Origin of the sequence: Bacillus cereus group sp. MS39, assembly GCF_040448665.1 — a bacterium.
Classification (GTDB): domain Bacteria; phylum Bacillota; class Bacilli; order Bacillales; family Bacillaceae_G; genus Bacillus_A; species Bacillus_A wiedmannii.
Genome location: NZ_CP123058.1, coordinates 4,044,901 through 4,068,825, shown reverse-complemented (window position 1 = coordinate 4,068,825; position 23,925 = coordinate 4,044,901). Strand labels below are relative to the sequence as shown.

Sequence of the window (23,925 nt, the reverse complement as noted above, 5' to 3'; positions counted from 1 at the left end):
GTAAGTAAGCATTGAATTATAGTAAGGATGCACATAATGGAGAGGAGGCTCGTTCATGTCATTTAAAGACTATGAATATAAACGGCCAAATATTGAAGAATTAAAAGAAAAGTTTACTGTTGCTTTAGAGAAGTTTGATAATGCAAAAACTGTAGAAGAACAAAAACAAGTCATCAATTCAATTAACGAAATTCGCAACGACTTCGGTACAATGGGGAATCTTTGTTACATTCGTCATTCTGTTGATACGACAGATGCTTTTTATAAGGAAGAGCAAGATTTCTTTGATGAATTCTCTCCAGTTGTACAAGGATATGGTACAAAGTATTATAATGCGTTAATTCATTCTCCATTCCGTGAAGAATTAGAAGCGTATTATGGAAAGCAATTATTTGCTTTAGCGGAGTGTGATTTGAAAACATACTCTGATGAAGTTGTGAAAGATTTACAATTAGAGAATAAATTGTCTTCACAATATACGCAGTTATTAGCATCTGCAAAAATTGACTTTGCAGGAGAAGAAAGAACGTTATCGCAACTGATTCCATTTATGCAAGGGAAAGAAAGAAATGAACGTAAAGTAGCAAGTGAAGCATATTACGGATTTTTAGCTGAGAATGAGGAAGAGTTAGATCGTATTTATGATGAGCTTGTTAAAGTGAGAACGAAAATCGCCAAATCTTTAGGTTTCAAAAACTTTGTTGAACTTGGATATGCAAGAATGTACCGTACAGATTATAATGCGGAAATGGTGGCGAATTATCGTCAGCAAGTACTTGATTATATCGTTCCCGTTACAACGGAATTAAGAAAGCGACAACAAGCACGTATCGGTGTAGAGAAGTTAGCATATTACGACGAAAACTTTGAGTTTGCTACTGGTAATCCAACTCCAAAAGGAGATGCGGATTGGATTGTTAATCATGGGAAAACGATGTATAAAGAGTTATCGACTGAAACGGATGAATTTTTCAATTTCATGCTAGATAATGATTTATTAGATTTAGTTGCGAAAAAAGGAAAAGCTGGTGGCGGATATTGTACATATATTGAGAATTATAAAGCGCCATTTATTTTCTCAAACTTCAACGGAACATCTGGCGACATTGATGTATTAACACATGAAGCTGGTCATGCTTTCCAAGTATATGAAAGTCGAAAGTTTGAAATTCCAGAATACAATTGGCCAACGTATGAAGCATGTGAAATTCATTCTATGAGTATGGAATTCTTTACATGGCCATGGATGAAGTCATTCTTTGAAGAAGATGCAGATAAATATTATTTCTCTCACTTAAGTTCAGCACTTCTGTTTTTACCGTATGGTGTATCTGTTGATGAATACCAACATTATGTATATGAAAATCCAGAAGCATCACCAGAAGAGCGTAAGACAGCATGGCGTAATATAGAGAAAAAGTATTTGCCGCATCGTGATTATGAAGATAATGATTATTTAGAGCGCGGTGGATTCTGGCAACGTCAAGGACATATTTATAGCTCGCCGTTCTACTATATCGACTACACATTAGCACAAATTTGCGCACTGCAATTTTGGAAACGTGCAAGAGATAATAGACAAGAGGCATGGGAAGATTATGTGAATCTGTGTCAACAAGGTGGAAGTAAATCATTCTTGGAATTAGTAGAAGTTGCAAATTTAACATCACCATTTGCTGAAGGTTGTGTGAAAAGTGTCATTACAGAAATTGAAGCGTGGCTACATGCGATTGACGACACAAAATTGTAAAAAACATGCGCTTTTTTTCACATGTTTAACATCGACATAACGAGAAAATGATGAGATAATAAAAGAAAATTCAGAATACTAAAGAGGTGTTTCTAATAAGGAGCACCTCTTTTCACCAACAAAAAGGGGGGAAAGAAGTATGCTTCAATCTAATATGGATGTGAGTTTAGAAAGTTTGGTGAACTCATTACAGTCTACTCGAAGCACGCTATTATCAGAAATTGAAATGTTAAATGATACAGAAGTGAATGTAAAGCCACGCCGTGATAAATGGAGTATTATTCAAATTTTGCATCACTTGCATTTAGTTGAACAATCAGTTACATCTGCCCTTGTATATGCTTTACAAAAAAATGAAAGAAACACGACTCCATTTAAAGACCTCCAACTTACGCTTGATCGCACACATAAACGAGAAGCTCCTCAGCAAATGGAACCAACAGAAACGTTAATGAAAAAACAGCAAGGAATTCAATTGCTAGAACATTCACGACAAGAACTATTACACGCGCTTCATAGTGTTATAGATGAAAAAGATCTATTTGAAAATGGATTAAAGCATCCTATTTTTAATGAGTTGAATTTGTATCAGTGGGTTCAATTTCTTGAATTGCATGAACAAAGACATCTTACGCAGTTAAAAGAGGCGAAACATGCAATTTTACAGCGATAAGTAGGAAGAAGTGGGAGACCACTTCTTTTTTGATACGTGCATAGTTTTCTTTCTTATTTTGGAATACTACATGGAGAAAGAAAAGAAGGAGTTGAAAAGTATGTCCAAGAAAAAGAAAGAAGAAGAGCGCGCTTGGAAAGCACGTAAAGAAAATCAAAAACCACATGGCAAAGTGAAAGCCTTTGCTGAATTAGTTGAAGGAACAGAAAAAACGTGATGATTATTTCATCACGTTTTTTGTATGAGTGGAAAAGTTAATAAGAAGGTTGTACCTGTACCTTTTTCGCTTATAATATCGATTTTTCCGTTCATAGCTTGAACAACACTGAACACGACCATCATTCCAAGACCAGTTCCTTTTTCTTTCGTTGAGTAGAAAGGAGAGCCAAGACGTTTCACTTGTTCGGTATCCATACCGATTCCTGTATCTTTTATATACAACTGAATATGCTTATGATCAGGAACTAATGTGAAATAAAGATCACCGCCTTTTGGCATGGCCTCAATGCAGTTTTTTAAAATATTTAACAAGCATTGATTTAGTTTTTGTTTTTCTCCCGCGATAAAAAAAGAAGTGCTTTGCTTTATATAATGCGTACGCACATTTGCTAAATTAGCAAGCGGTGTAATTAACGATAATGCATGTAGTAGTTCTTCTTCTAACTGTAATCTTTGTTCTTTTTCAATACTTGGTTTTGCAAAGGTTAAATAATCTGTAAGAACGTGGTTTGCTTGTTCGATTCCGTTGATGGCTATGTCGATATATAATTTTCGCTCCTGCTCAGTACATGTATCTGATTGTAAAAGTTGCAAAAATCCTTTCGTTGAAGTTAATGGATTGCGAATTTCATGAGAGATAGACGCTGCCATTTCACCAATTAAATGAAATTTTTCAGCATTCATAAGTTCATTTTGGAGACGAACTTGAGTTTGTAATATGTGTAGTAAATATAAAATAAGGATCGTACCAAGTATCGTACATAACTCATACACAATAATATGTGGTATATAATCGGCCTTGTTTGTAACCTTTGAAAGGAAGAAAGGTATCCAACTAAATCCGTATGTGAGACTGTAGATAATAGCAAGTGCTATTTTTATACGATTAGAAGTTCGGTTGAAAAATTTGTATGTAAATAATAGGACAATAAATAGAAGGATAGAACCGATAACCGATGGGAAAACACCTATTCCTCCTAATAAGAAGCGGTATATATTTAATACAACTAATATAGATCCACCAGCAATAGGACCTCCGGTTAATGTACCGACAATTAATACGATATGACGCATATCAAATTGAAATCCATAATTTGTTTTTGCTGCGAAAGTGATACACAGTATAGTAACGAGGCAACATAATACAATAAATATAGCTGAATTTAATTTAGGAGAACGTTTCCCTTTTTGATTCCAAAATAAATGGTATACGAGCATTGTAACAAGGATGAATAATATATTTAAAAAGAGATAAATAATAAAGGGTTTCAGTGGTGTGCCTCCTCTCTTCTCTTCTCGCATTAAATTCATCATACTATAAAATGAAAGAAATGAAATGGAAAAATAGCGGAAAAATCAGAAATTTTTGCTGGTAGTATACAATATGTTACAATAAGCTTTGTCAATGAAAGAAGGAATTCCGTGCATTGCACGGGAGAGGTTCGCGAACTCCCTCTATAAAAAACTATGGAAACAACAATATCTTTAGGTATTGTTTTGTTTTTTTATTGTGACAGTTCAAGAACGTTCTTTCTTCTTATTCGTAGTAGAGAAGGAGAATGAGTGAAATGAAAAAAGAAAAGGCAGTTGTTGTTTTTAGTGGAGGACAAGATAGTACGACATGTTTATTTTGGGCAATAAAGCAGTTTGCAGAAGTAGAAGCTGTAACGTTTAATTACAATCAACGTCATAAACTAGAAATTGATTGTGCAGCGGAAATTGCGAAAGAGCTAGGAATTAAACATACGGTGCTAGATATGAGTCTATTAAATCAACTTGCTCCAAATGCGTTAACGAGAACGGATATGGAGATTACACATGAAGAAGGTGAATTGCCATCGACGTTTGTAGATGGACGAAATTTACTATTCCTATCATTTGCTGCTGTATTAGCAAAACAAGTTGGAGCACGTCATATTGTAACGGGTGTATGTGAAACTGATTTTAGTGGTTATCCAGATTGCCGTGACGTGTTTGTGAAATCGTTAAACGTTACTTTAAATTTATCCATGGATTATCCGTTCGTAATTCATACACCACTTATGTGGATTGATAAAGCGGAAACATGGAAATTATCAGATGAACTTGGAGCATTCGAGTTTGTTCGAGAAAAAACATTAACATGTTATAACGGAATCATTGGTGATGGTTGCGGTGAATGTCCAGCATGTCAGCTTCGTAAAGCAGGATTAGATACGTACCTACAAGAACGCGAAGGAGCAAATAACTAATGGATAATTTCTTTGGATTTCGCATCGTAGAAAATTTGCAAAAAATGGACAAGGATATTCAGCGTAAACAGCTCAAATATCATAATAAAAGAGTAATGGTCAGCAAGGAATTTACATTTGATGCAGCACACCATTTACACTGTTATGAGGGGAAATGTAAAAACTTACATGGTCACACATATAAAGTTGTATTTGGGATTAGTGGATATGTAAATGAAATAGGTCTTGCGATTGACTTTGGAGATATAAAAGAAATTTGGAAGAATGAAATAGAAATTTATTTAGACCATCGTTATTTAAACGAAACGTTACCAGCAATGAATACGACTGCTGAAAACATGGTCGTTTGGATTTATGAAAAGATGGCAGAAGCATTACTAAAAGATAATCGTGCGAACGAATATAAAGGAGCTCGCGTTGAATTTGTTCGTCTATTTGAGACGCCGACTAGTTATGCGGAAGTAAGACGGGAGTGGATGCTTGATGAGTAAAATCCCTGTCTTAGAAATATTTGGTCCGACTATTCAAGGTGAAGGAATGGTTGTAGGACAAAAGACGATGTTTATTCGTACGGCTGGTTGTGATTATAGTTGTGCTTGGTGTGATTCTGCTTTTACGTGGGATGGATCGGCTAAAGATCAAATTAGACAGATGACAGCAGAGGACGTTTGGAACGAGCTTGTAGAAATTGGTGGCGAAAATTTTTCTCATGTTACGATTTCAGGTGGAAATCCAGCATTGCTGAAAAATATTGAGTTTCTTCTTTCTATATTAAAAGAGAATGGAATGCGAACAGCAATCGAAACGCAAGGGAGTAAATGGCAAGATTGGTTACTTCAAATTGATGAGATAACGATTTCTCCAAAACCACCAAGTTCGGCAATGAATACTGATTTTCAGAAGTTAGATGCTGTTATTCAGAAACTAGCAGGAAAAGATATTAGTTTAAAGGTAGTAGTATTTGACGATTATGACTTTGAGTATGCAGTTAATATGCACGAACGTTATCCAGATGTGCCATTTTTCTTACAAGTAGGAAATGATGATACAAAAACGGTGGATGATACGATGTTGATTAAAAAATTATTAGATAAGTATGAGTGGCTGATCGATAAAGCTGTAAATTGTAAAGAGATGAATAATGCAAAAGTATTGCCGCAGCTTCATGCGTTAGTATGGGGAAATAAACGCGGAGTATAATGAGAAGGGATGTTTAAAATGGCAGGAAGATTAGATGAAGATTTAAAAGATGTAACATTATTAGGAAATCAAAATACAAAATATTTATTTGAATATAGCCCAGAAATTTTAGAGGTATTTGATAATAATCATCCAAACCGTGATTATTTTGTGAAATTCAATTGTCCTGAATTTACAAGCTTATGTCCGAAAACAGGACAACCAGATTTTGCAACAATTTATATTAGCTACATTCCAGAACAAAGAATGGTAGAGAGTAAATCTTTAAAGCTATATTTATTTAGTTTCCGCAATCATGGTGACTTCCACGAAGATTGCATGAACGTTATTATGAATGATTTAATTAAATTAATGGATCCGCGTTACATTGAGGTATGGGGGAAATTCACACCACGTGGAGGGATTTCAATTGATCCTTACTGCAACTACGGTCGCCCAGGCACGAAGTATGAACAAATGGCAGACTACCGCATGATGAACCATGATCTATATCCAGAAACAATTGATAATCGTTAATATATAATAGAAAGAAAGGATCTGTATGATATACAGATCCTTTCTTTCTATTATATTATGCATTTTGATTAATGACAGTATAGTTTTTATGACTTACAACTGTAAGAGGTTCCATATCTAGTTCTCTAAAATTTTCCATAATTGTTATATCTACAATAACGGAGTTTTGATTTACTTTTTGAACACGGCCTTGCATTCCACCTTTAAATTCAATGATATCTCCAGTTTCTGCGATCTGCATAAGCAACTCTCCTTGTTACAGTTTTCCAAAAAAAGAATAATTTTGGTTTTTTTTTATTTCCTCTTATTTTGAACCATATTGTCTAGTTTGTAAATGTTTCCAAAGTAAAAATTCGAAAAATATTCACATTTTGTAAGAAAATATGCAAGAACCCCAAGTTATTAGAAAAAAAGAACGGTTTAATGCGTGCATCTTTATATAGGGGTATAATGAAAAATATACAATAACCTACTAAAGTGGGGGAAATTAGAGGCGGTAAAATGATGTTTGAATTTGTGGGGAGTGTTATAGCATTAACTTTATTTGTATTTTCTTATATAAATTTAAAAAAGATTCGTCATCATGAAACGACTACATATTTTGATGGGATGGATGGTATACATGCTGGGGTCACACATGAGAGTGGCGGGGATAAGTAAAGGTGTATAACTTTCTTTTTTTGCGTGGTATGATATTTAAAAATAGTACATAATAGAGTTCGTAAGTGATGAATGGAGAGTGGAAAGAATGAAGATTTCTTTTATTCGTCATGGCCGCTTAGATCGTACTATAGAACCAATGACGGTTACATCCTTTCATGAATGGATGAAAGGATATGACTTACATGCTATAACAGAAAAAGCACCTATACCAATGGAAACAATGGAAGCGATTGAAGCAGCAAAGTTGATTGTAACGAGTGATCAAAGGTGTGCTATACAGTCAGCAGCTGAATTAATGAATTCTTTATCTTTTATGCAAAATTCTCTTTTTAGGGAAGCTGAAATTTCGACGAATTTTTATGCTCCAACATGGTTGAAATGTAAACCTAACGTATGGATGTTTATCGGGCGAACATTATGGATACTTGGTTACCATAAAGGTGTTGAGTCTTATAAGGAAGTAAGAGAGAGGGCGAGGCAAGCGGCTTACTTATTACACCGTTATGCTCTCGTACATGGAAGTATTGCTCTTGTAGGTCATAATTACATTAATGCAATGGTTGGTGCGGAGCTGAGAGCGATGGGATGGTCTGGTGCTCCTATTTTACATAGGAAGCCATGGGGATGTACAACCTATACATTCCACGAAGCGATGGATGGAAATATATTAAATACAAAATTAACATAAAAGCACACGATTTATATATAAATCGTGTGCTTTCTTTTTAAGATATAGAAATTTTGATGTTTAATGTTTTTACGAGATGTGCATAAGGTTCGCCTACAAGCATAACGATTTTATCTTTTTTATAACCTAGTTTTTCATATAGTGAATAGGCACGTTTGTTTTCTAAATTAACAAGTAATGCGATTTTTTCATGCTCCTTTTCAGTTGCATGGATTTCAGCAGCTTCAATTAATTGAGAACCGATTCCTTTTCCGCCATATGCACTTGAAACTGATAATGTATCAATGTAATATTCATCAAGTTCAGCTTCTTTTTCTAATGTAATTGATTCATCTTTATGTAATTCTCTTAAGTAATGTACAATTGGTGCATCAAGACTTGTTGCTTCACTACCGTGATAAGCGACAATAACCCCAACTGCAACCCCGTCTTGTACATATACAAAACAGTTTTCATAGCTCAGTCGATTTCTCTCTTTTGAGAACCATGTTTCAAGTCCTAGTAATACTTCTGTCTCAACTGTGCTGCCTGTGATTTTTTCAGCAATTTCGTGCAGAGCGTTATATAATAAAGGTGCAATTGCCTTCGCATCTGTCTTTTTTGCTTTCCGAATCATAGTATCCCTCCTAGTTTTATTTATATAGTGTAACATAGTGGTATAGAACTTTGCATAATTGAATGTCGAAATGTTTGATATAGAGAAGTAGCTATGTTAGTATATGATATTTAGTGGACATATAGTAAAGTGATATCGTTTGCGAAATAATGAAAATGAAATGAAGGTATAGCACCTGGATAATTTTACAGTTGTTGACCTATAGAATATACGATAAAATAAAATATTGCATAGAGGTGAAATACATGGATAAAGAATTAGCAAATGCAATTTTGGATCAGCTGAAAAATGGTGAAATAAAGGAGTATGTTGTTACGAAAGATGTATTTTATACGTTCAGAGAAGTTGTAGTAAGTCGAGAAGATTTTAAACATATTATTGGGAACGCACAGCGCGGCGGACAAGTAATTTATACATATTCAGAAACGCCACGTTCGTAACTAGAAGAATATAGGGAGGAGAATTATGGGCGATTTTAAACAAGGCATATTACCGCATTGGGATTATATGTGGAAAGATAGAGCTGGCAATAGGTTTATGGGGATGGTCATGTATCCAGAGAAACGAAAGTGTTCGGCAAAAATGCTTCAGAAAATAAAAAGAGCATATGAAGAGGCTATAGAAATTAAAGTAACCATACAAGTTCAACATACATATCAGTACGTAGAAGGAATGATTGTGTACTTTGATGAAGAAGCTCCTGTATGTACAATGATTGATAAAGATGAAAATCCACATCATATATTTGTAAAAGATATTTTGCGCATTGAGCACTCAGAATAATCTTTTCATAAATAAGTTGAATTTCCATAATAATAATCTTTTTCTATAATAGTTATCTTTTAGTATGTAACGCGAACCGAAAGTATATGTATAATATTTAATAAAGTAAAACTGATAAATGTAATCGTTTTTTAGAACAGATTATCGTTTCATGTCTGTTCTTTTTTGCGTGATGCTGGAGAAATATATTCCTCCAGCATTTGCCGTTTTATGACAAAATATATTGGTAACTTTTTTAAAAATAAGGTTAAATTCGTTGACAACTTTTTTGAAAAGCACTTTATTGACATGAGTTTTAGAATGTTGTTTCATAGTCATTGTATTGAAAAAAATCGACTGTCTTGTCGAAAAGTAAAATTTAAAAAAAGAAAGAATTTATACATATATCTTGTGTCTTATTTTGAAACGTAATACAATATATAGAGAAAACAAGAAACAACATACAGAGAGTATAGATTGGAGAGGGAGGGTCGGAAATGATAGTTGCATATGATTCTATGACAGGAAACGTGAAGCGTTTCATTCACAAATTAAATATGCCGGCCGTTCAAATTGGTGAAGATCTAGTAATAGATGAAGACTTTGTTTTAATTACGTATACAACAGGTTTTGGCAATGTACCAGAACGTGTTTTAGAATTTTTAGAGCGCAATAATGAAAAATTAAAAGGCGTATCTGCAAGCGGCAATCGTAACTGGGGAGACATGTTCGGTGCAAGTGCTGACAAAATTTCTGCTAAATATGAAGTGCCTATTGTATCAAAATTTGAGTTATCAGGAACAAATAATGATGTAGAATATTTTAAGGAAAGGGTGCGGGAGATTGCGACACATTGAACTGAATAATGAAATCACGCAAATGCAGGACGGTTTTTATCAGCTTCATAAAGATAAAGAGGCATTAGAAGTCTTTATGGAAGAAGCTAGAGAAAATACCGTTCATTTTAATAGCGTGGCAGAGCGAATGGAGTATATGAAAGAATATGATTACTATTACAACGTTCTGGACGAGTATAGCTTGGAGGAAGTAGAAGAGGTATATAACATCGCTTATGGTGAAAACTTCGAGTTCCAATCCTATATGGCGGCATCTAAGTTCTACAAAGATTATGCGTTAAAAACAAATGATCAAAAACAATACTTAGAAAGCTATGAAGATCGTGTAGCAATTGTTTCATTATACTTAGGACGCGGTGATGTTGCGAAGGCAAAACACTTCGCAAGCATGATTGTAAAACAAAACTACCAACCAGCGACACCAACCTTTTTAAATGCGGGACGAAGCAGAAGAGGAGAAATGGTGTCTTGTTTCTTGTTAGAGATGGATGATAGCTTAAATTCAATCGGCTTTAACATTAATACTGCAATGCAATTATCAAAAATCGGCGGTGGAGTAGCTTTAAACTTGTCTAAGCTACGTGCACGCGGTGAGCAAATTAAAGGTATCGATAACGCTGCAAGTGGTGTAGTACCTGTTATGAAATTACTTGAAGATTCGTTTTCATATGCGAATCAACTTGGGCAACGAAAAGGTGCCGGCGCAGTATACTTAAACATTTTCCATTGGGATATTATTGAATTCTTGGATTAATTGGTAGTCCCTCTACGCAGTAATGTGTATGAGAAAACCTTGTGAACCTAACCAATAGGGTGTCGCAGTAGCGGCTAACGGTATCAGTTGAATAAGGGGTAAAAGAAAAAGAACCCGCGAAGAAGCTGACTAAGAGAGCCTACGGTCCATGTACATGGATAGCAGGTAATACCGTGCCAAGCTTGAAAGAAATGTTACTTGGGTGAAGTGGAATCTTATATTCACCGGAGGCGAGATTCCATGAACTGTGGAATTTATTTGATAATTAATAAGGAAAATAGGAAGTTTTATATTGGTAGTTCTAATAATTTTAAAGTACGATTTAAAACTCATAGAAATCAATTGAATGCTAATCGGCATCATAGTAAACATTTACAAGCAGCCTGGAATTTATATGGTGAGAATAAATTTGAGTTTAAAGGGATAATCGAGTTACCAGATGATAAGAACATTCTTCATAAGATAGAGCAAAGTTTACTAAGTCAATATTATGGGAAACAGTATTGCTACAACGGACATCCCATCGCTAGAGGTGGGGCGTTGAGTGGGGAAAAGAACCATATGTATGGGAAAACTCACTCAAAGGAAGTAAAAAAATTTCTTTCTGAAATTAATACTGGTCCTAATAATTATTGGTATGATAAACCTCAACATATGGAGAATATGAGATCTAAGATTACTAAACGATTTCACGGTAGAAAACATACTGATGAAACAAAAGAAAAAATGTCTAGGTCTCGTAAAGGTAAAAAACATACAAAAGAAACATGTATGAAGATAAGTAAAGCTCAAAAAAACCAATATAATTCTGGAAGAGAAAAACAAAAAAAGCCAATTGTTATAAATGACATTTACTATGAGTCTTTAGCGGAAGCCGGCCGAGCGTTTAATGTGCCTGCTAATACGATAAAATATAGAGTACTATCCAATAACTTTCCTAATTATCAATACTTTCAAGAAGGTGTAGAGACTATCGAACGCACGTCATTAGACGAAAGCTAGTAGAGTAGGCTGGAAATAGGTACCAGTCGAAGTGCAAGGCAACCAGTTACAGGTTGATGATATAGTCCAACCTTCATAGAAATATGAAGACGAGTTGACCAAAAAAATAAATGCTGATGAGAAGAGCCGTATTCAGTCTCTATCAATCGGAATTATCGTGCCAAGTAAGTTCTTTGAGCTAGCTGAGAAAAACGAACCTTTCCATGTTTTCGCGCCTTATACGGTGTATAAAGAATACGGAAAGCATTTAGATGATATTGATATCGATGAAATGTACGATGAATTAATGAGCAATCCGAAAGTGAAGAAGAAGCCGCTAGATATTAGTGCACGTGATATGCTTATTAAAATCGCTATGATTCAGCTTGAGTCTGGTTACCCATACTTAATGTTTAAATCAAATGCAAATAATCAACATCCATTGAAGGATATTGGAACTGTGAAGATGTCGAACTTATGTACAGAAATCTTCCAGCTTCAAGAAACTTCTGAAATAAATGATTATGGTACAGATGATATTATCCGTCGTGATATTAACTGTAATTTAGGATCGTTAAATATCGTGAATGTAATGGAAAATAAAGAAATTCGTGAAGCCGTTCATGCGGGAATGGAAGCTTTAACAGCTGTTTCTGATATGACGATCATTCCGAATGCACCAACTGTGAAAAAAGCAAATGATGAGCTTCATTCAGTTGGACTTGGCGCAATGAACTTACACGGATATTTATCAAAAAACAAAATCGCATATGAAAGTGCAGAAGCGAAAGAGTTCGCTCGTACATTCTTTATGATGTTAAATTACTACTCTATTGAGAAAAGTATGGAAATCGCTAAAGAAAAAGGCGAAACATTTAAAGACTTCGATAAGTCTGATTATGCGAACGGCACATACTTTGAAAAGTATGAAACGACAGATTACAGCCCAGTAACTGAAAAAGTTCAGCAATTATTTGAAGGAATTCATATTCCAACAAAAGAAGATTGGACAAGTTTAAAAGAGCAAGTGAAGAAGAATGGATTATATAATTCCTACCGTCTTGCTATTGCTCCAACACAATCTATCAGTTACGTTCAAAATGCAACTTCAAGCGTAATGCCAATCGTAAGTCAAATCGAATCAAGAACATATGCGAATGCGACAACATATTATCCAATGCCGTATTTATCAAAAGATACGTTCTGGTACTATAAATCTTCTTACGATATGAATCAGTTTAAATTAATTGATTTAATCGCAGAAATTCAAGAACATATTGACCAAGGAATTAGTACAATTCTTTACGTTAATAGTGATATTTCAACACGTGAATTAGCACGTTACTACATCTATGCACATAAAAAAGGCTTAAAGAGTCTGTATTATACGAGAACACGTAAATTAAGCGTGGAAGAGTGCGTGGCTTGTACCGTTTAATATAAAAAGTGAGACATGATGAGCAGGGTTTTCTGAACCCTGCTCATGCTTAGTTATCAATTTTTCATGTTTATTTAGAGAAGGGGCGATTGAATGCGTGCGGTAAACTGGAACAAAAAAGAAGATGATTTTAGTTTAATGTTTTGGAAGCAAAACATCGCTCAGTTTTGGACAGAAGAAGAAATCGCAGTGTCTTCTGACAAAAATACTTGGGCGCAATTATCAAAAGAAGAGCAAATTGCTTATAAGCGTGTATTAGGTGGTTTAACACTTTTAGATACGAAACAAGGTGGCGAAGGGATGCCACTTGTACTTGTTCATCTTGAAAATTTACAAGCGAAAAGTGTATTAGCTTTCATGGGAGCTATGGAAGAAGTACATGCGAAGAGTTACAGTCATATTTTCACAACGTTAGCTACTGAAGAAGAAATCGATGATATTTTTGAATGGGTAGATAAACATCCATTACTTGAGAAAAAGGCTGGTATTGTTACTAGTTATTATCGTCGTTTATTAAAGCCTGAAGTAACGAAAAAAGAGTTATACATGGCGATGGTAGCAAGTGTATTTTTAGAAAGTTACTTATTCTATAGTGGATTCTTCTACCCACTTTACTTAGCAGGTCAAGGTAAATTGACGGCAAGTGGTGAGATTATTAACCTAATAATTCGTGATGAGTCAATCCACGGCGTATTCGTCGGTATTTTAGCACAACAACTCTTCGCAGAACTTTCTGCAGAAGATCAACAAGAAGTGCAAAAAGAAACACAAGAGTTATTAATGGAACTATATGAAATTGAAATGGCATACACAGAAGAAATTTACACTTCTATCGGTCTTGTAGAGGATGTAAATCGTTTCGTTCGTTACAATGCGAATAAAGGACTTATGAACTTAGGACTTGAGCCGAAGTTTGAAGAAGAAGAAATTAACCCAATCGTTTTAAATGGTTTACGTACAGATACGAAAAACCATGATTTCTTCTCTGTAAAAGGGAATGGTTACGTAAAAGCAACGAACGTTGAAAAGTTATCTGACGATGACTTCGTGTTTAATTTTTAATATACGATCATAAAGAAAAGCTGTCTTATTCATTGATAAGACAGCTTTTCTTTATGGATTTGTTTACATAACACTATTATTTTCATATAACGATTTTCGTTAAAAAAGTTCTATCCATTAGCTGGATAGAACTTTTTTGTAATTAAATGGGTATTTACAAGCCTTTTGTATCGGTGTATTATTTAACTAGTACACCGATACAAAAGGAGGGAAGAAATGAAAATAGAGTTTTCTCCAAATACACCAATTTACATTCAGGTAATGGAATACATAAAAAAAGAAATCGTAACAGGACATTTATTGCCTGGTGATAAAATTCCCTCTGTACGTGAATTAGCGAGTGAATTACAAGTAAATCCAAATACGATTCAGCGTACATTTCAAGAGCTAGAACGGGATGGGGTTGTTGTAACGCGTAGAGGAATGGGACGATATGTAACGAATGAAGGGGAGAAAATTATGGAGCTGCGAAAAGAGATGGCGAAAGAATTACTTCATTCTTTTATAGATGGAATGGACAATTTAGGTTTTTCAGAAGAAGAAATTCTTACAATCCTTCGTTCTTCATTACATGAGAAGAGGGAGGAGAGCGAATGACAGAGTTATTAAAAATAGAAAACTTATGGAAGAGATACGGATTAAAAGCAGTGATTCGTGAATTAAACATAGAGATTACGGAAGGGAAAATTATAGGACTCGTTGGAGATAACGGGAGTGGGAAAACGACGTTATTGAAAATGATTGCCGGTCTGCAGCATCCTTCTAAAGGCAGTATTACAATCGCTGGTAAAAAAGTAGGATTAGAAACGAAAGAAATTGTTTCTTTTATGTCGGATAAACCAGTATTTGATGATTGGATGACGGTAAAAGATTCTTTATTCTTCTATCGAGATTTTTATAAAGACTTCGACATTCAAAAAGCGGTAGATACGATTGCGGAATTTAAAATACCGTTAGAAGAAAAAATTACAGCTTTATCAAAAGGTATGGTTGAAAAGCTACAAATTATTTTAACATTTTCGAGGAAAGCAAAGTTATACGTACTAGATGAACCGCTTGGCGGAATTGATCTTGTTTCTAGAGAACACGTATTAGAACTTATTTTACAGTTTTATCGCGAAGATTGTACGATTTTAATTGCAACACATTTAATTGGAGAAGTGGAAAATATTTTTGACGAAGTAATCTTTTTAAAAGATGGTGAAAGTGTACTGCATGAAAATGTAGAAGAATTACGTTTCCAACGAGGAAAAGCTGTTACGGATTTGTTTAAGGAGGTGTTTAGTAGATGAAGGCCAGTTTAATATATATGTACAATGCGAATAAAAAACAAATTTTCATTTCGTTATTGTCATTCATATTTATTGCAGCTGTCGCTTTTGTAAGTATGGGGAATTATATTAAACAAGAATCAGGAGAAGTAAGGCAAATGATTACAATTGCTTTAGTATTCTTAGTTTATTTAATTTTTGCGGTATTAGTATTTCTGCAGGCGATGTCTGCGTTTGGGAAAATGACTGAAAGTAAATTATTTCGGTTAACACCGATATCTGGTAAAAAAATTGTTTTAGCAATATTGTCATATGCAGCAATTAGCTTAATGTGTTTTGAAGTAATAGGTGCTATGTTTTTCTATAGTATCTCGATGAAAGTAATAAAAGGTACAGAACTCCATGAATTGTTATTTACCGAAAGTACACTTACGCTAGATATGGTAAAGCAGTTATTTAGTAGCGTGTTATATGTATTTAATTTATCAAGTATATTGTTAGTCTTACTTTTTACAGTAGCTGGTGTGAAAGTATTTTCTTTGAAAAAGAAAAAAATGGAGTACGTAATTATTTTCTTCCTATTTTTACTAGTAACGAAAGTAATCAATCTGATATATGAAATGCTGGGCCGACTTGCGCCTATACCTACTTTTATTAAAAAATTAGTTTATATAGATGAATCAGCGGATATGAATCTCATACTATATCCAGAAAGACTTATGAATTTATATAGTCTTACTTTTTCAATCGGTATATTTGTTCTACTTGTTTATATAACAGGTCGCATAATCGATAAAAAACTAGAAGTCTAAAGGAGGAATCGACATTGGGAAACGTAGTAGTAAAGTTAGAGAATGTTCGAAAAAAGATTGGTGGAACGGAAATTATCCGCGGTTTATCATTTGAAGTTCGCGAAGGGGAAGTGTACGGGTTTCTTGGACCGAACGGTAGTGGTAAAACGACGACAATTCGTATGATGACAGGTCTTATATCAATGACAGAGGGCGATATTACAATTTGTGGTCATAGTATTCGCACGGAGCGTGAAAAGGCGCTAGAGCAAATTGGAGCGATTGTAGAAAATCCTGAACTATATGATTATATGACTGGAATGCAAAACTTAAAGCATTTTGCGAATATGGCAATTACACCAATTAGTAAAGAGCGCATTGCTGAGATTGTAAAGCTTGTTGAATTAGAGCATGCAATTCATAAAAAGGTGAAAACATATTCACTTGGTATGAAACAACGTTTAGGAATTGCACAGGCATTACTTCATCAGCCAAAAATCTTAATTTTAGATGAGCCGACAAATGGATTAGATCCAGCTGGTATTCGCCAAATTCGTGATTATTTACAACGTTTAGCGAAAGAAGAGAATATTGCTGTAATCGTATCAAGTCACTTATTAAGTGAAATTGAACTCATGTGTGATCGCGTCGTTATTATTAAGCAAGGTGAGTTTGTGCAAGAGTACAACTTACATGAACAAGCGAAACACGATGAGACAGTAGTTGTAGCGTTTGAAGTAGATCAAGTACAGAAAGCAAATGAAATCATTAAAGGTAAGGCGCAAGGAAATATAATTGCAGTATCTGTAATGAAAGAAGAAATCCCACAACTTGTAAAAAAACTTGTAAATGACGATGTGCTTGTATACGGAGTTACTGTTCAAAATAAAACGTTAGAGGATGAGTTCTTAGCGATTACAGGGGGAGTGAAAGCGTAATGTTTAAATTAATTCAAAATGAATTTTTAAAGTTACATGCGAAAAAAGGTATGTATATTTTAATTGGTGTAATTGCAATATTGGAGATTTTGGGAGTTTTAGCGATGCTGAAATGGGGAGACGGAAGTGAATTTAAAGGATCATATTTAGATTTTGCAAGTTCAGAGATTGGTTTAATTACTTTGTTTGCAACAATTTTTGGAATTACGATTGCTTCTCGTATGATTACTGATGAGTTCCAAAAAGGCACAATTAAGCAGTTATTAATCCGTCCAAGAAAACGAATTACAGTTTTATTCTCTAAATATATTACAGTGCTACTTACTATAGTATTTATCATATTTGCTAGCACGTTAATTACAATGATTATTGGCGGAATTGTAATGGATGGTAGTAAAACAGAATTAACGGTAGGAATCGTAATGAAATCTACTTTATATCAAGTACTTTCACCGTTCTTCTTTGCGACGCTTGCATTTTTCTTAGCAAACGTATTTAGAAAGTCTGTATTACCATTGATTATTACGATGTTCCTCTTCTTTTTACAAGGACCAATTAATATGGTATTAATGATGTTTGCAAAAGGTGTAGCGAAATTTGTAGTGTTTTTCCATTTAAATTTAAGTGTGTACGATAGCAATAAATTAGTAAGTGGCGGAATGGAACCTACATTTACAGAATTTACATTTACAACTTCATTATTACTTGTAGCTGCATACTTTGTTGTATTGCTAATAGCATCAAGTGCATTATTCCAAAAACGTGACGTATTATAATAAAAGAAATCCCCGCTTGTAGAAACGGGGATTTTTTATTACATAACCTCCTCTTAAATGGCAGCTTGAAGAACAGTGATATGGTATTTTAAGAGATATGTTGTTTGAAAGTAATTGAGAAAAATAGGAGGAATTTCGACTATATCCAAATTATAATTTAGTTATCAGACCATTTGTTTTTATTATCTTTGGGGGTGTTCTACATGCATTATGCATTTTCACGCATAAGACTACGCAGTTTTTTGGGATGGATGATTATAGGGTTGTTCCTTACGATGATTCCATTAGATCTAGCAAATGTTTCTGAGAATGCGCTAGAGGTTATTTCACAAATAACTGTATTTTTTGTATTTCCATTATTTTGGTTATACGTAAAAACAAATAAAAATAATGTTGTGTTTAACAGTTTTTTTGATAAGCCAGGACGTTTACCGTGGGGATTAATTGTATTAGCAACGATAATGGGAATGATTTTTTCAGTTGGTATATCTCATATTCAATTTTACATATTAGCACATACGTTACCGAATTTCTTAGTTACCATGTTAGAAGACGTAAATGTTATTAATACGAGTAACATATATATGACGATATTTACTTTCATTTCAGCATGTGTATTAGCACCTATTATGGAAGAGGTTATTTTTAGGGGCTTCTTTTTACAGCGAATGGCTCATAAATGGGGAATTAAAAAAGCTGTAATCATATCTTCACTTATTTTTGGTTTAGGACATTTTGATGTTATTGGTGCATTTATGTTTGGTATTGTAATGTGTCTTTTATACATAAAGACGAAAAATATATGGACGAATATCGCTGTACACGCTCTAAATAATTTGATTGCAACAAGTATGCAATTTGTCGGTGGAGAAGAGAGTAGTGCAATTTCAATTCTTGAATTACAAGCGCAAAGTAATTTATGGATCGGTATTGGTCTGACAGTTGTTGGATTACTTTGGTTAATTCCTTACGTTTGGAAGCAATGGCGTACAGTAAAAGAAGTAGGTGTGCCAACAGTACGCTTTATAAATGAGGAAAAAGTGGTGAGTGCATTACAAGAAAATGAAGTGTATAGTCAAGTGATCGTAACAGATAGACTGATGGCTGTAGAGCTACCAGATGAAGCAGTAAATAAGCTTCGATTAGAAGAAAATGATTATGTAACAGTATCTGTAGAAGAAGATAAAATCGTTATAAAGAAAGCACTTGATAGATAATTAAAAAGTAGCTCCTTAGGAGCTACTTTTTAATTTGTAATAATTTCTACACGAAAATTATTACCGTTCTTTACATATTTAATATCTGTAACAGTGCGGACTGTTTTTAAAATCTCCACTTTTTCACCAATTCGAGGGATAGTGGGAACATTATCCCAAATGCCAAGTAAATCATCTAATTGTGCTGTTTTTTCATAAAACCAGATTTTCAATGTAAAGCCCCTTTCTCGAACTTTATGTATTTTAATACATAATATATCATTTTTATTCTTATTGTAAGGGGTTTTTTTGTATTTTATGAATAAAAATAAATTAATCTTCTGGGAAGATGTGTTCGATATCAGGAGTAAGAGATACTTCTGATAATACGATATGAGAAACTGTCGTTGCATATGAAGAAACATCATTGATAAAGTCTTCAAGTTCAACGAGTGAAGGAACAGAAATTTTTACAATGTAGCATAAGCTTCCTGTTACTCGGTAACAAAAACTTGCAGATGGATAAGACTGAATAAACTGTTGCATACGTGTTGTATCACCATTTTTTAAAGTGATTTCTAAAATACAATCTAAAACAAGTCCTGCTTTTTTATAATCGATATCGATTGTGTATTTTTGAATAACGCCTTCACTTTCAAGTTTACGAACACGTTCTGCAGTAGACGGAGCAGATAAGTTTACTCGTTTCGCCAATTCACGCATGGAAAGGCGACTATCATTATATAATTCATTTAAAATTTTTCGATCAACACGATCTAGTTGCATTTGTAAATATACCTCCAGTAAAATAATAATTTTTGTAAAGAAAAAATATAAATTAAGATTCATATGAAATGTAAAGTGAACTTTATTTATTTTACAATAAAAAAGAAGGAAATAGGAGGGGAAATGATGGAGAGAATTTCATTATCAAATGTAGGAGTTACAAAGTTTCAAAAGTTATTAGGGCATAATCCAGATCTATTACATTCATGGAGTATGGTAGAGAATACACTGTATAGTAAAGGAACTCTGTCGGCAGAGCTAAAGGAGCAAGTAAGAAGAACATTAGCGTACGGGAATGAATGTCCGTACTGTATGGCAAAGGGAAGACCTGATGATATGCAAAAGGTAGAAGAAATGAGTGTAGCAGTTACTTTTGCACATACATTTGTCCATGATAAAAAGGCAATAGATGATAATATGTTTCATGCATTGAAACAATATTGGACGGAAAAAGAAATTGTAGAGCTTTGCGCTTATATTTGTTTTATCACTGCGTCGCAACAACTTGGTTTTCTGTTTCAATTACAGCCAAATGAAGGAGAAAATGATGATTAATCAAATAGCACTTATTATAATTGATGTACAAAAGGCGTTTCGGTTACCATATTGGGGCCAGAGAAATAATCTTTTTGCTGAAGAAAACATGAGAATGTTATTAGAAGAATGGAGAAAAAGGAAACGACCAGTTTTTCATATTCAACATGTAAATAAAGAAAATGCTCAGTCGATGTTTTATGAGGGAGCGGAAACGGTAAACTTTAAAGAAGAGGTGCAACCACTACCAGGTGAAGTGGTTATTCAGAAATTCGTTAACAGCGCGTTCATTGGGACAAATTTAGAAGAGCAATTAAGAGAGAACAAATGTAATGCAGTAGTGGTTGTAGGATTAACGACAAATCATTGTGTGGAGACTACGACACGAATGGCAGGAAATTTAGGATTTACAACGTATTTAGTGAGTGATGCAACGGCTACTTTTAACCGTAAAGGTCTAGATGGTAAAGAGTATAATGCAGAGGATATTCACAATATGACACTTGTAAATTTACATGAAGAGTTTGCTACGATTGTGACGACAAAAGAAGCATTAAAATTATTTTAAGAAAATAATTGCGAATTATGTAGAAAAAAATAAGAATATTTCGTATAATTTAAGTACAATCATTTTGAAATAGGGGTGGCATCATATGGAGCAAATTCCGGTAAAGAGAATAGAAGAAGTACTTGTTGTAGCAGGGGACGATAAACAGAAGCAAAAGGAATTTTATGAATTGCTCTTATCTACTGAGTTTTATGTTGCTGGTTCACTAGAAGCAGAGGACGGGGCAACAGAAGGAATACTTCGTTTGCGTCATTTCCAAGGAGAGGGTAGATGGATTGTTCCGTTCTTTACGCAAATGGAATTTGTAAAAGACGTGTTGCCAGAAGGAACGCCCCTTATTACGATACGTGGAAAAGAATTATTTGGTAGCATTGAGAAAGATGCTACAGCAGTATTAAATGTTGGCACTGATATAAGTAAAACATTTATTCCAGAAGAAGTTGCAGATATCGCATCTGGACGAATTTTTAATTATTATAAATAAAAGGAAAAGCGGAATCGCTTTTCCTTTTTAATTTGAATACGGATTGGCTACGCCAGAAGAAATAGAGAGTGTTTTATTATTTGTATTTATTGTCGCTGTAGCTCCAAGAGGAATCCCGATGTTTGGGCTTATATGTCCAATCGATAAACCGAATAGAACAGGTATATGATATGGTGCGAAATATTCATATAGTATTGTTTGCAATGATTGAGATGGTTTAGAAGGAGTGCAGTCGTGACAACTTGTAAAAATAATACCGCTACATTCATTAAACTTGCCAGATAAAAGTAGCTGATTTAACATACGGTCAATGCGATACGGTTCTTCCCCAATGTCTTCAAGCAATAAAAGTTTATTAGCCGTATTTATCTCATAGGGTGAGCCAATTATACTTGTTAATACAGTTAAATTTCCTCCCGCCAATGTGCCTGTAACTGTACATGGAGAGGTAGGTACGATACATTCTGAAGCAGATAAGATGGTTGAATACGGATGGAATAGTTGATTGAAAGAAGATAAAGAAAGAGAATCTACACCTTTACCTAGTTCTTCAACCATTGGACCATGAAAAGTAACAAGCTTTGCATAACGTGAAAAGGCCGTATGTAAAGCTGTAATATCGCTATATCCCCAAAAGATTTTTGGATTCTGCTGAATGATTTCATATTGAATGTGAGGGAGGAGACGAGCACTTCCGTAACCACCTCGTGCACAGAAAATGGCCTTTACTTCATTATTTGTAAATGCTTCATGTATATCATCGAGCCGAACTTGATCACTTCCAGCTAAATATCCATATTTCTCATAAACACTCTTCCCGATTACTACAGATAAACCCATTTCTTGTAATAGGGTTACCCCTTTTAATACATTTTCAATTGTTGGTGGGCCGGACGGTGCAATAACCATTACTGTATCACCTTGTTGTAACGCATTTGGATATATCATTGTTTTTAGCCTCCTTCCCTTTTAATATATTCGCTTCCTATGAAGTTCAACCCTTGTAAAAGAAGGGGAAAGTTTGTCAAATAAAGAAGATATAAGGGGAATAGGAGGAGAAATGATGTTTACAAGTCGCGTAATAGATCTATTACAAATTAAGTATCCCATCATTCAAGCAGGTATGGCAGGTGCGATTACGACGCCTGAGCTTGTTGCAGCTGTAAGTAATAGCGGAGGACTAGGAACGCTTGGAGCAGGCTATATGAGCCCTGAGCAAATTCGTGAAGCAATTAATAAAATAAGGGAACGAACTGATAAGCCTTTCGGTGTTAATTTACTGCTAACGAAAGAGATACAGATAGAAGAAGAGAAATTAAACTTGGCAAAGGTATTACTTAGCGGAGTGAATAGAGAATTCGGTATAGAGGAAGAAGAGACGATAAAGCTTCCTAAAAGCTATAAAGAACAATTACAAGTGTTAGTAGAAGAAAACGTACCAGTCGTTAGCTTTGCATTTCAAACGTTAGAAAAAGAAGAAATAGATGACTTAAAAAGAAGAGGAATAAAAGTCATAGGAACAGCTACTCATGTGAGAGAGGCGAGGGTGCTTGCTGAATTAGGAGTAGACATTATTGTTGGTCAAGGTAGTGAGGCAGGAGGGCATAGAGGAACGTTTATTGGGAAAGAACAGGACGCTATGATTGGGACGTTTGCATTAATTCCGCAGTTAGTAGCAGCAGTCCCGCATATCCCAATTGTTGCAGCAGGTGGTGTAATGAACGGACAAGGGCTTGTTGCGGCATTTTCACTGGGGGCAGAAGCTGTTCAAATGGGATCGGCCTTTTTAACGAGTGAAGAAAGTATTACGCATGATGTGTATAAAGAAGCAGTTTTACATAGTACAGATACGAGTACAACTGTGACCCGTGCGTTTTCCGGGAAATATGCGCGGGGTATTCGTAATGAATTTATAGAGAGACATGAAGGGAAAGAAGAAGGGCTTCCGATGTATCCAGTGCAAAATGTATTAACCTCTAAAATACGCCAAGAAGCAGCAAAACAAAATAAAGGAGAATACATGTCGCTTTGGGCAGGGCAAGCGTCATCATTAGCACGAATAGAATCAGCTCAGCATGTAGTGGAGCGAGTTATGAAAGAAGCAGAGAACGTAATCGAACAATTACAAAATATTTATAGAAAAAGACCACTTGAATAATTCAAGTGGTCTT

The 23,925-nt window shown here is 34.6% G+C and carries 30 protein-coding genes, 2 pseudogenes and 1 riboswitch; of the genes and pseudogenes, 26 read left to right on the top strand and 6 right to left on the bottom strand.

Features of this window, described 5'->3' with window-relative positions; all coding sequences use genetic code 11:
• Window positions 1–55 precede the first annotated feature (55 nt).
• From QEP67_RS21150 to QEP67_RS21140, 3 genes are all read left to right on the top strand, one after another.
• Window positions 56–1,750, top strand: coding sequence for a M3 family oligoendopeptidase (locus tag QEP67_RS21150; protein ID WP_061673470.1), 1,695 nt, complete (start codon window positions 56–58; stop codon window positions 1,748–1,750).
• Between the two features lie 139 nt (window positions 1,751–1,889).
• Window positions 1,890–2,423 (top strand): DinB family protein, encoded by a 534-nt coding sequence (locus QEP67_RS21145; protein ID WP_000941972.1) that lies wholly within the window; start codon window positions 1,890–1,892, stop codon window positions 2,421–2,423.
• A gap of 100 nt (window positions 2,424–2,523) precedes the next feature.
• Complete coding sequence (locus QEP67_RS21140) at window positions 2,524–2,640, top strand: DUF6254 family protein (protein WP_000038254.1); 117 nt, start codon at window positions 2,524–2,526, stop codon at window positions 2,638–2,640.
• An 11-nt stretch (window positions 2,641–2,651) separates the two neighbouring features.
• Here the strand turns inward: QEP67_RS21140 and kinB are convergent, their stop codons facing one another.
• A complete protein-coding gene (kinB, locus tag QEP67_RS21135; RefSeq protein ID WP_033658886.1) occupies window positions 2,652–3,860 on the bottom strand; it encodes a sporulation sensor histidine kinase KinB in 1,209 nt (402 codons plus the stop codon).
• Window positions 3,861–4,073: 213 nt separating this feature from the next.
• Window positions 4,074–4,117: riboswitch (PreQ1 riboswitch) on the top strand.
• A 93-nt stretch (window positions 4,118–4,210) separates the two neighbouring features.
• Here kinB and queC point away from each other — a divergent pair.
• From queC to queF, 4 genes are read left to right on the top strand one after another with little or no spacing between them, the layout of a single operon-like run.
• A complete protein-coding gene (gene queC / locus QEP67_RS21130; protein WP_000711606.1) occupies window positions 4,211–4,873 on the top strand; it encodes a 7-cyano-7-deazaguanine synthase QueC in 663 nt (220 codons plus the stop codon).
• Window positions 4,873–5,364 carry a 6-carboxytetrahydropterin synthase QueD gene (queD, locus tag QEP67_RS21125; protein WP_000368411.1) on the top strand — a complete coding sequence of 164 codons (492 nt, stop codon included), beginning with the start codon at window positions 4,873–4,875 and terminating at the stop codon, window positions 5,362–5,364. The genes queC and queD overlap by 1 nt, the downstream gene beginning before the upstream one ends.
• Window positions 5,357–6,073: a 7-carboxy-7-deazaguanine synthase QueE gene (gene queE, locus QEP67_RS21120; protein WP_000036277.1), complete on the top strand. Its 717-nt coding sequence runs from the start codon at window positions 5,357–5,359 to the stop codon at window positions 6,071–6,073. Before queD ends, queE begins: the two co-directional genes overlap by 8 nt.
• A gap of 18 nt (window positions 6,074–6,091) precedes the next feature.
• The gene (gene queF, locus QEP67_RS21115) at window positions 6,092–6,589 is read left to right on the top strand and encodes a preQ(1) synthase (protein WP_000918895.1); all 498 of its coding nucleotides are present in this window, start codon (window positions 6,092–6,094) and stop codon (window positions 6,587–6,589) included.
• Window positions 6,590–6,644: 55 nt separating this feature from the next.
• Here the strand turns inward: queF and QEP67_RS21110 are convergent, their stop codons facing one another.
• Window positions 6,645–6,830, bottom strand: coding sequence for a DUF2187 family protein (locus QEP67_RS21110; protein WP_001165081.1), 186 nt, complete (start codon window positions 6,828–6,830; stop codon window positions 6,645–6,647).
• 260 nt (window positions 6,831–7,090) lie between these two features.
• Between QEP67_RS21110 and QEP67_RS21105 the strand changes: the two genes are divergently transcribed.
• Window positions 7,091–7,249 carry a hypothetical protein gene (locus QEP67_RS21105; protein ID WP_000971066.1) on the top strand — a complete coding sequence of 53 codons (159 nt, stop codon included), beginning with the start codon at window positions 7,091–7,093 and terminating at the stop codon, window positions 7,247–7,249.
• A gap of 88 nt (window positions 7,250–7,337) precedes the next feature.
• Window positions 7,338–7,940, top strand: coding sequence for a hypothetical protein (locus tag QEP67_RS21100; RefSeq protein ID WP_000703107.1), 603 nt, complete (start codon window positions 7,338–7,340; stop codon window positions 7,938–7,940).
• A gap of 37 nt (window positions 7,941–7,977) precedes the next feature.
• Here QEP67_RS21100 and QEP67_RS21095 read toward each other — a convergent pair whose 3' ends face one another.
• The gene (locus tag QEP67_RS21095) at window positions 7,978–8,556 is read right to left on the bottom strand and encodes a GNAT family N-acetyltransferase (protein WP_000619525.1); all 579 of its coding nucleotides are present in this window, start codon (window positions 8,554–8,556) and stop codon (window positions 7,978–7,980) included.
• Window positions 8,557–8,801: 245 nt separating this feature from the next.
• Here QEP67_RS21095 and QEP67_RS21090 point away from each other — a divergent pair, with 245 nt between their 5' ends.
• The 13 genes and pseudogenes from QEP67_RS21090 (at window position 8,802) to QEP67_RS21030 (ending at window position 19,403) form a co-directional block, all read left to right on the top strand.
• Window positions 8,802–8,996 (top strand): hypothetical protein, encoded by a 195-nt coding sequence (locus tag QEP67_RS21090; RefSeq protein ID WP_000356682.1) that lies wholly within the window; start codon window positions 8,802–8,804, stop codon window positions 8,994–8,996.
• Between the two features lie 25 nt (window positions 8,997–9,021).
• Window positions 9,022–9,339, top strand: coding sequence for a hypothetical protein (locus QEP67_RS21085; RefSeq protein WP_000502194.1), 318 nt, complete (start codon window positions 9,022–9,024; stop codon window positions 9,337–9,339).
• A 476-nt stretch (window positions 9,340–9,815) separates the two neighbouring features.
• Window positions 9,816–10,175, top strand: coding sequence for a class Ib ribonucleoside-diphosphate reductase assembly flavoprotein NrdI (gene nrdI / locus QEP67_RS21080; protein WP_000634376.1), 360 nt, complete (start codon window positions 9,816–9,818; stop codon window positions 10,173–10,175).
• Window positions 10,162–10,926, top strand: a pseudogene (locus tag QEP67_RS21075) (ribonucleotide reductase N-terminal alpha domain-containing protein); the annotation flags it as partial. The gene nrdI and the pseudogene QEP67_RS21075, both read left to right, overlap by 14 nt.
• Window positions 10,927–11,169: 243 nt before the next feature.
• A complete protein-coding gene (locus QEP67_RS21070; RefSeq protein WP_000995589.1) occupies window positions 11,170–11,931 on the top strand; it encodes a group I intron GIY-YIG endonuclease in 762 nt (253 codons plus the stop codon).
• A 97-nt stretch (window positions 11,932–12,028) separates the two neighbouring features.
• Window positions 12,029–13,348: pseudogene (locus tag QEP67_RS21065) on the top strand (ribonucleoside-diphosphate reductase subunit alpha); the annotation flags it as partial.
• Between the two features lie 93 nt (window positions 13,349–13,441).
• Complete coding sequence (nrdF, locus tag QEP67_RS21060; protein ID WP_001203009.1) at window positions 13,442–14,410, top strand: class 1b ribonucleoside-diphosphate reductase subunit beta; 969 nt, start codon at window positions 13,442–13,444, stop codon at window positions 14,408–14,410.
• Window positions 14,411–14,626: 216 nt separating this feature from the next.
• The gene (locus QEP67_RS21055) at window positions 14,627–15,007 is read left to right on the top strand and encodes a GntR family transcriptional regulator (RefSeq protein ID WP_000687513.1); all 381 of its coding nucleotides are present in this window, start codon (window positions 14,627–14,629) and stop codon (window positions 15,005–15,007) included.
• Entirely contained in the window at window positions 15,004–15,702 is a 699-nt protein-coding gene (locus QEP67_RS21050; RefSeq protein WP_000137729.1) for an ABC transporter ATP-binding protein, read from the top strand. Before QEP67_RS21055 ends, QEP67_RS21050 begins: the two co-directional genes overlap by 4 nt.
• Entirely contained in the window at window positions 15,699–16,493 is a 795-nt protein-coding gene (locus tag QEP67_RS21045) for a hypothetical protein (RefSeq protein ID WP_000647931.1), read from the top strand. Before QEP67_RS21050 ends, QEP67_RS21045 begins: the two co-directional genes overlap by 4 nt.
• Window positions 16,494–16,507: 14 nt before the next feature.
• Window positions 16,508–17,410 (top strand): ABC transporter ATP-binding protein, encoded by a 903-nt coding sequence (locus QEP67_RS21040; RefSeq protein WP_000528796.1) that lies wholly within the window; start codon window positions 16,508–16,510, stop codon window positions 17,408–17,410.
• Complete coding sequence (locus QEP67_RS21035) at window positions 17,410–18,186, top strand: ABC transporter permease (RefSeq protein WP_353706405.1); 777 nt, start codon at window positions 17,410–17,412, stop codon at window positions 18,184–18,186. The genes QEP67_RS21040 and QEP67_RS21035 overlap by 1 nt, the downstream gene beginning before the upstream one ends.
• Before the next feature lie 203 nt (window positions 18,187–18,389).
• Window positions 18,390–19,403: a CPBP family intramembrane glutamic endopeptidase gene (locus QEP67_RS21030; RefSeq protein ID WP_353706404.1), complete on the top strand. Its 1,014-nt coding sequence runs from the start codon at window positions 18,390–18,392 to the stop codon at window positions 19,401–19,403.
• Window positions 19,404–19,432: 29 nt separating this feature from the next.
• Here the strand turns inward: QEP67_RS21030 and QEP67_RS21025 are convergent, their stop codons facing one another.
• Together QEP67_RS21025 and QEP67_RS21020 are read right to left on the bottom strand one after the other, a co-directional pair.
• On the bottom strand, window positions 19,433–19,615 hold the full coding sequence (locus QEP67_RS21025; protein ID WP_000707107.1) for a DUF3913 family protein: 183 nt from the start codon (window positions 19,613–19,615) through the stop codon (window positions 19,433–19,435).
• Window positions 19,616–19,715: 100 nt separating this feature from the next.
• Window positions 19,716–20,168 (bottom strand): Lrp/AsnC family transcriptional regulator, encoded by a 453-nt coding sequence (locus QEP67_RS21020; RefSeq protein ID WP_001175492.1) that lies wholly within the window; start codon window positions 20,166–20,168, stop codon window positions 19,716–19,718.
• A gap of 63 nt (window positions 20,169–20,231) precedes the next feature.
• Here QEP67_RS21020 and QEP67_RS21015 point away from each other — a divergent pair, with 63 nt between their 5' ends.
• The 3 genes from QEP67_RS21015 (at window position 20,232) to QEP67_RS21005 (ending at window position 21,754) form a co-directional block, all read left to right on the top strand.
• On the top strand, window positions 20,232–20,723 hold the full coding sequence (locus QEP67_RS21015) for a carboxymuconolactone decarboxylase family protein (protein ID WP_074651553.1): 492 nt from the start codon (window positions 20,232–20,234) through the stop codon (window positions 20,721–20,723).
• Window positions 20,716–21,270: a cysteine hydrolase family protein gene (locus QEP67_RS21010; protein ID WP_000609835.1), complete on the top strand. Its 555-nt coding sequence runs from the start codon at window positions 20,716–20,718 to the stop codon at window positions 21,268–21,270. Before QEP67_RS21015 ends, QEP67_RS21010 begins: the two co-directional genes overlap by 8 nt.
• An 85-nt stretch (window positions 21,271–21,355) precedes the next feature.
• A complete protein-coding gene (locus tag QEP67_RS21005; RefSeq protein WP_000435201.1) occupies window positions 21,356–21,754 on the top strand; it encodes an SseB family protein in 399 nt (132 codons plus the stop codon).
• A 27-nt stretch (window positions 21,755–21,781) separates the two neighbouring features.
• On the opposite strand, the gene QEP67_RS21000 is transcribed toward QEP67_RS21005, so the two are convergent.
• Window positions 21,782–22,702 (bottom strand): LD-carboxypeptidase, encoded by a 921-nt coding sequence (locus QEP67_RS21000; RefSeq protein ID WP_000640097.1) that lies wholly within the window; start codon window positions 22,700–22,702, stop codon window positions 21,782–21,784.
• Between the two features lie 115 nt (window positions 22,703–22,817).
• On the opposite strand from QEP67_RS21000, the gene QEP67_RS20995 reads away from it, so the two are divergent.
• On the top strand, window positions 22,818–23,912 hold the full coding sequence (locus QEP67_RS20995) for a nitronate monooxygenase (protein ID WP_000495247.1): 1,095 nt from the start codon (window positions 22,818–22,820) through the stop codon (window positions 23,910–23,912).
• Window positions 23,913–23,925: the final 13 nt, after the last annotated feature.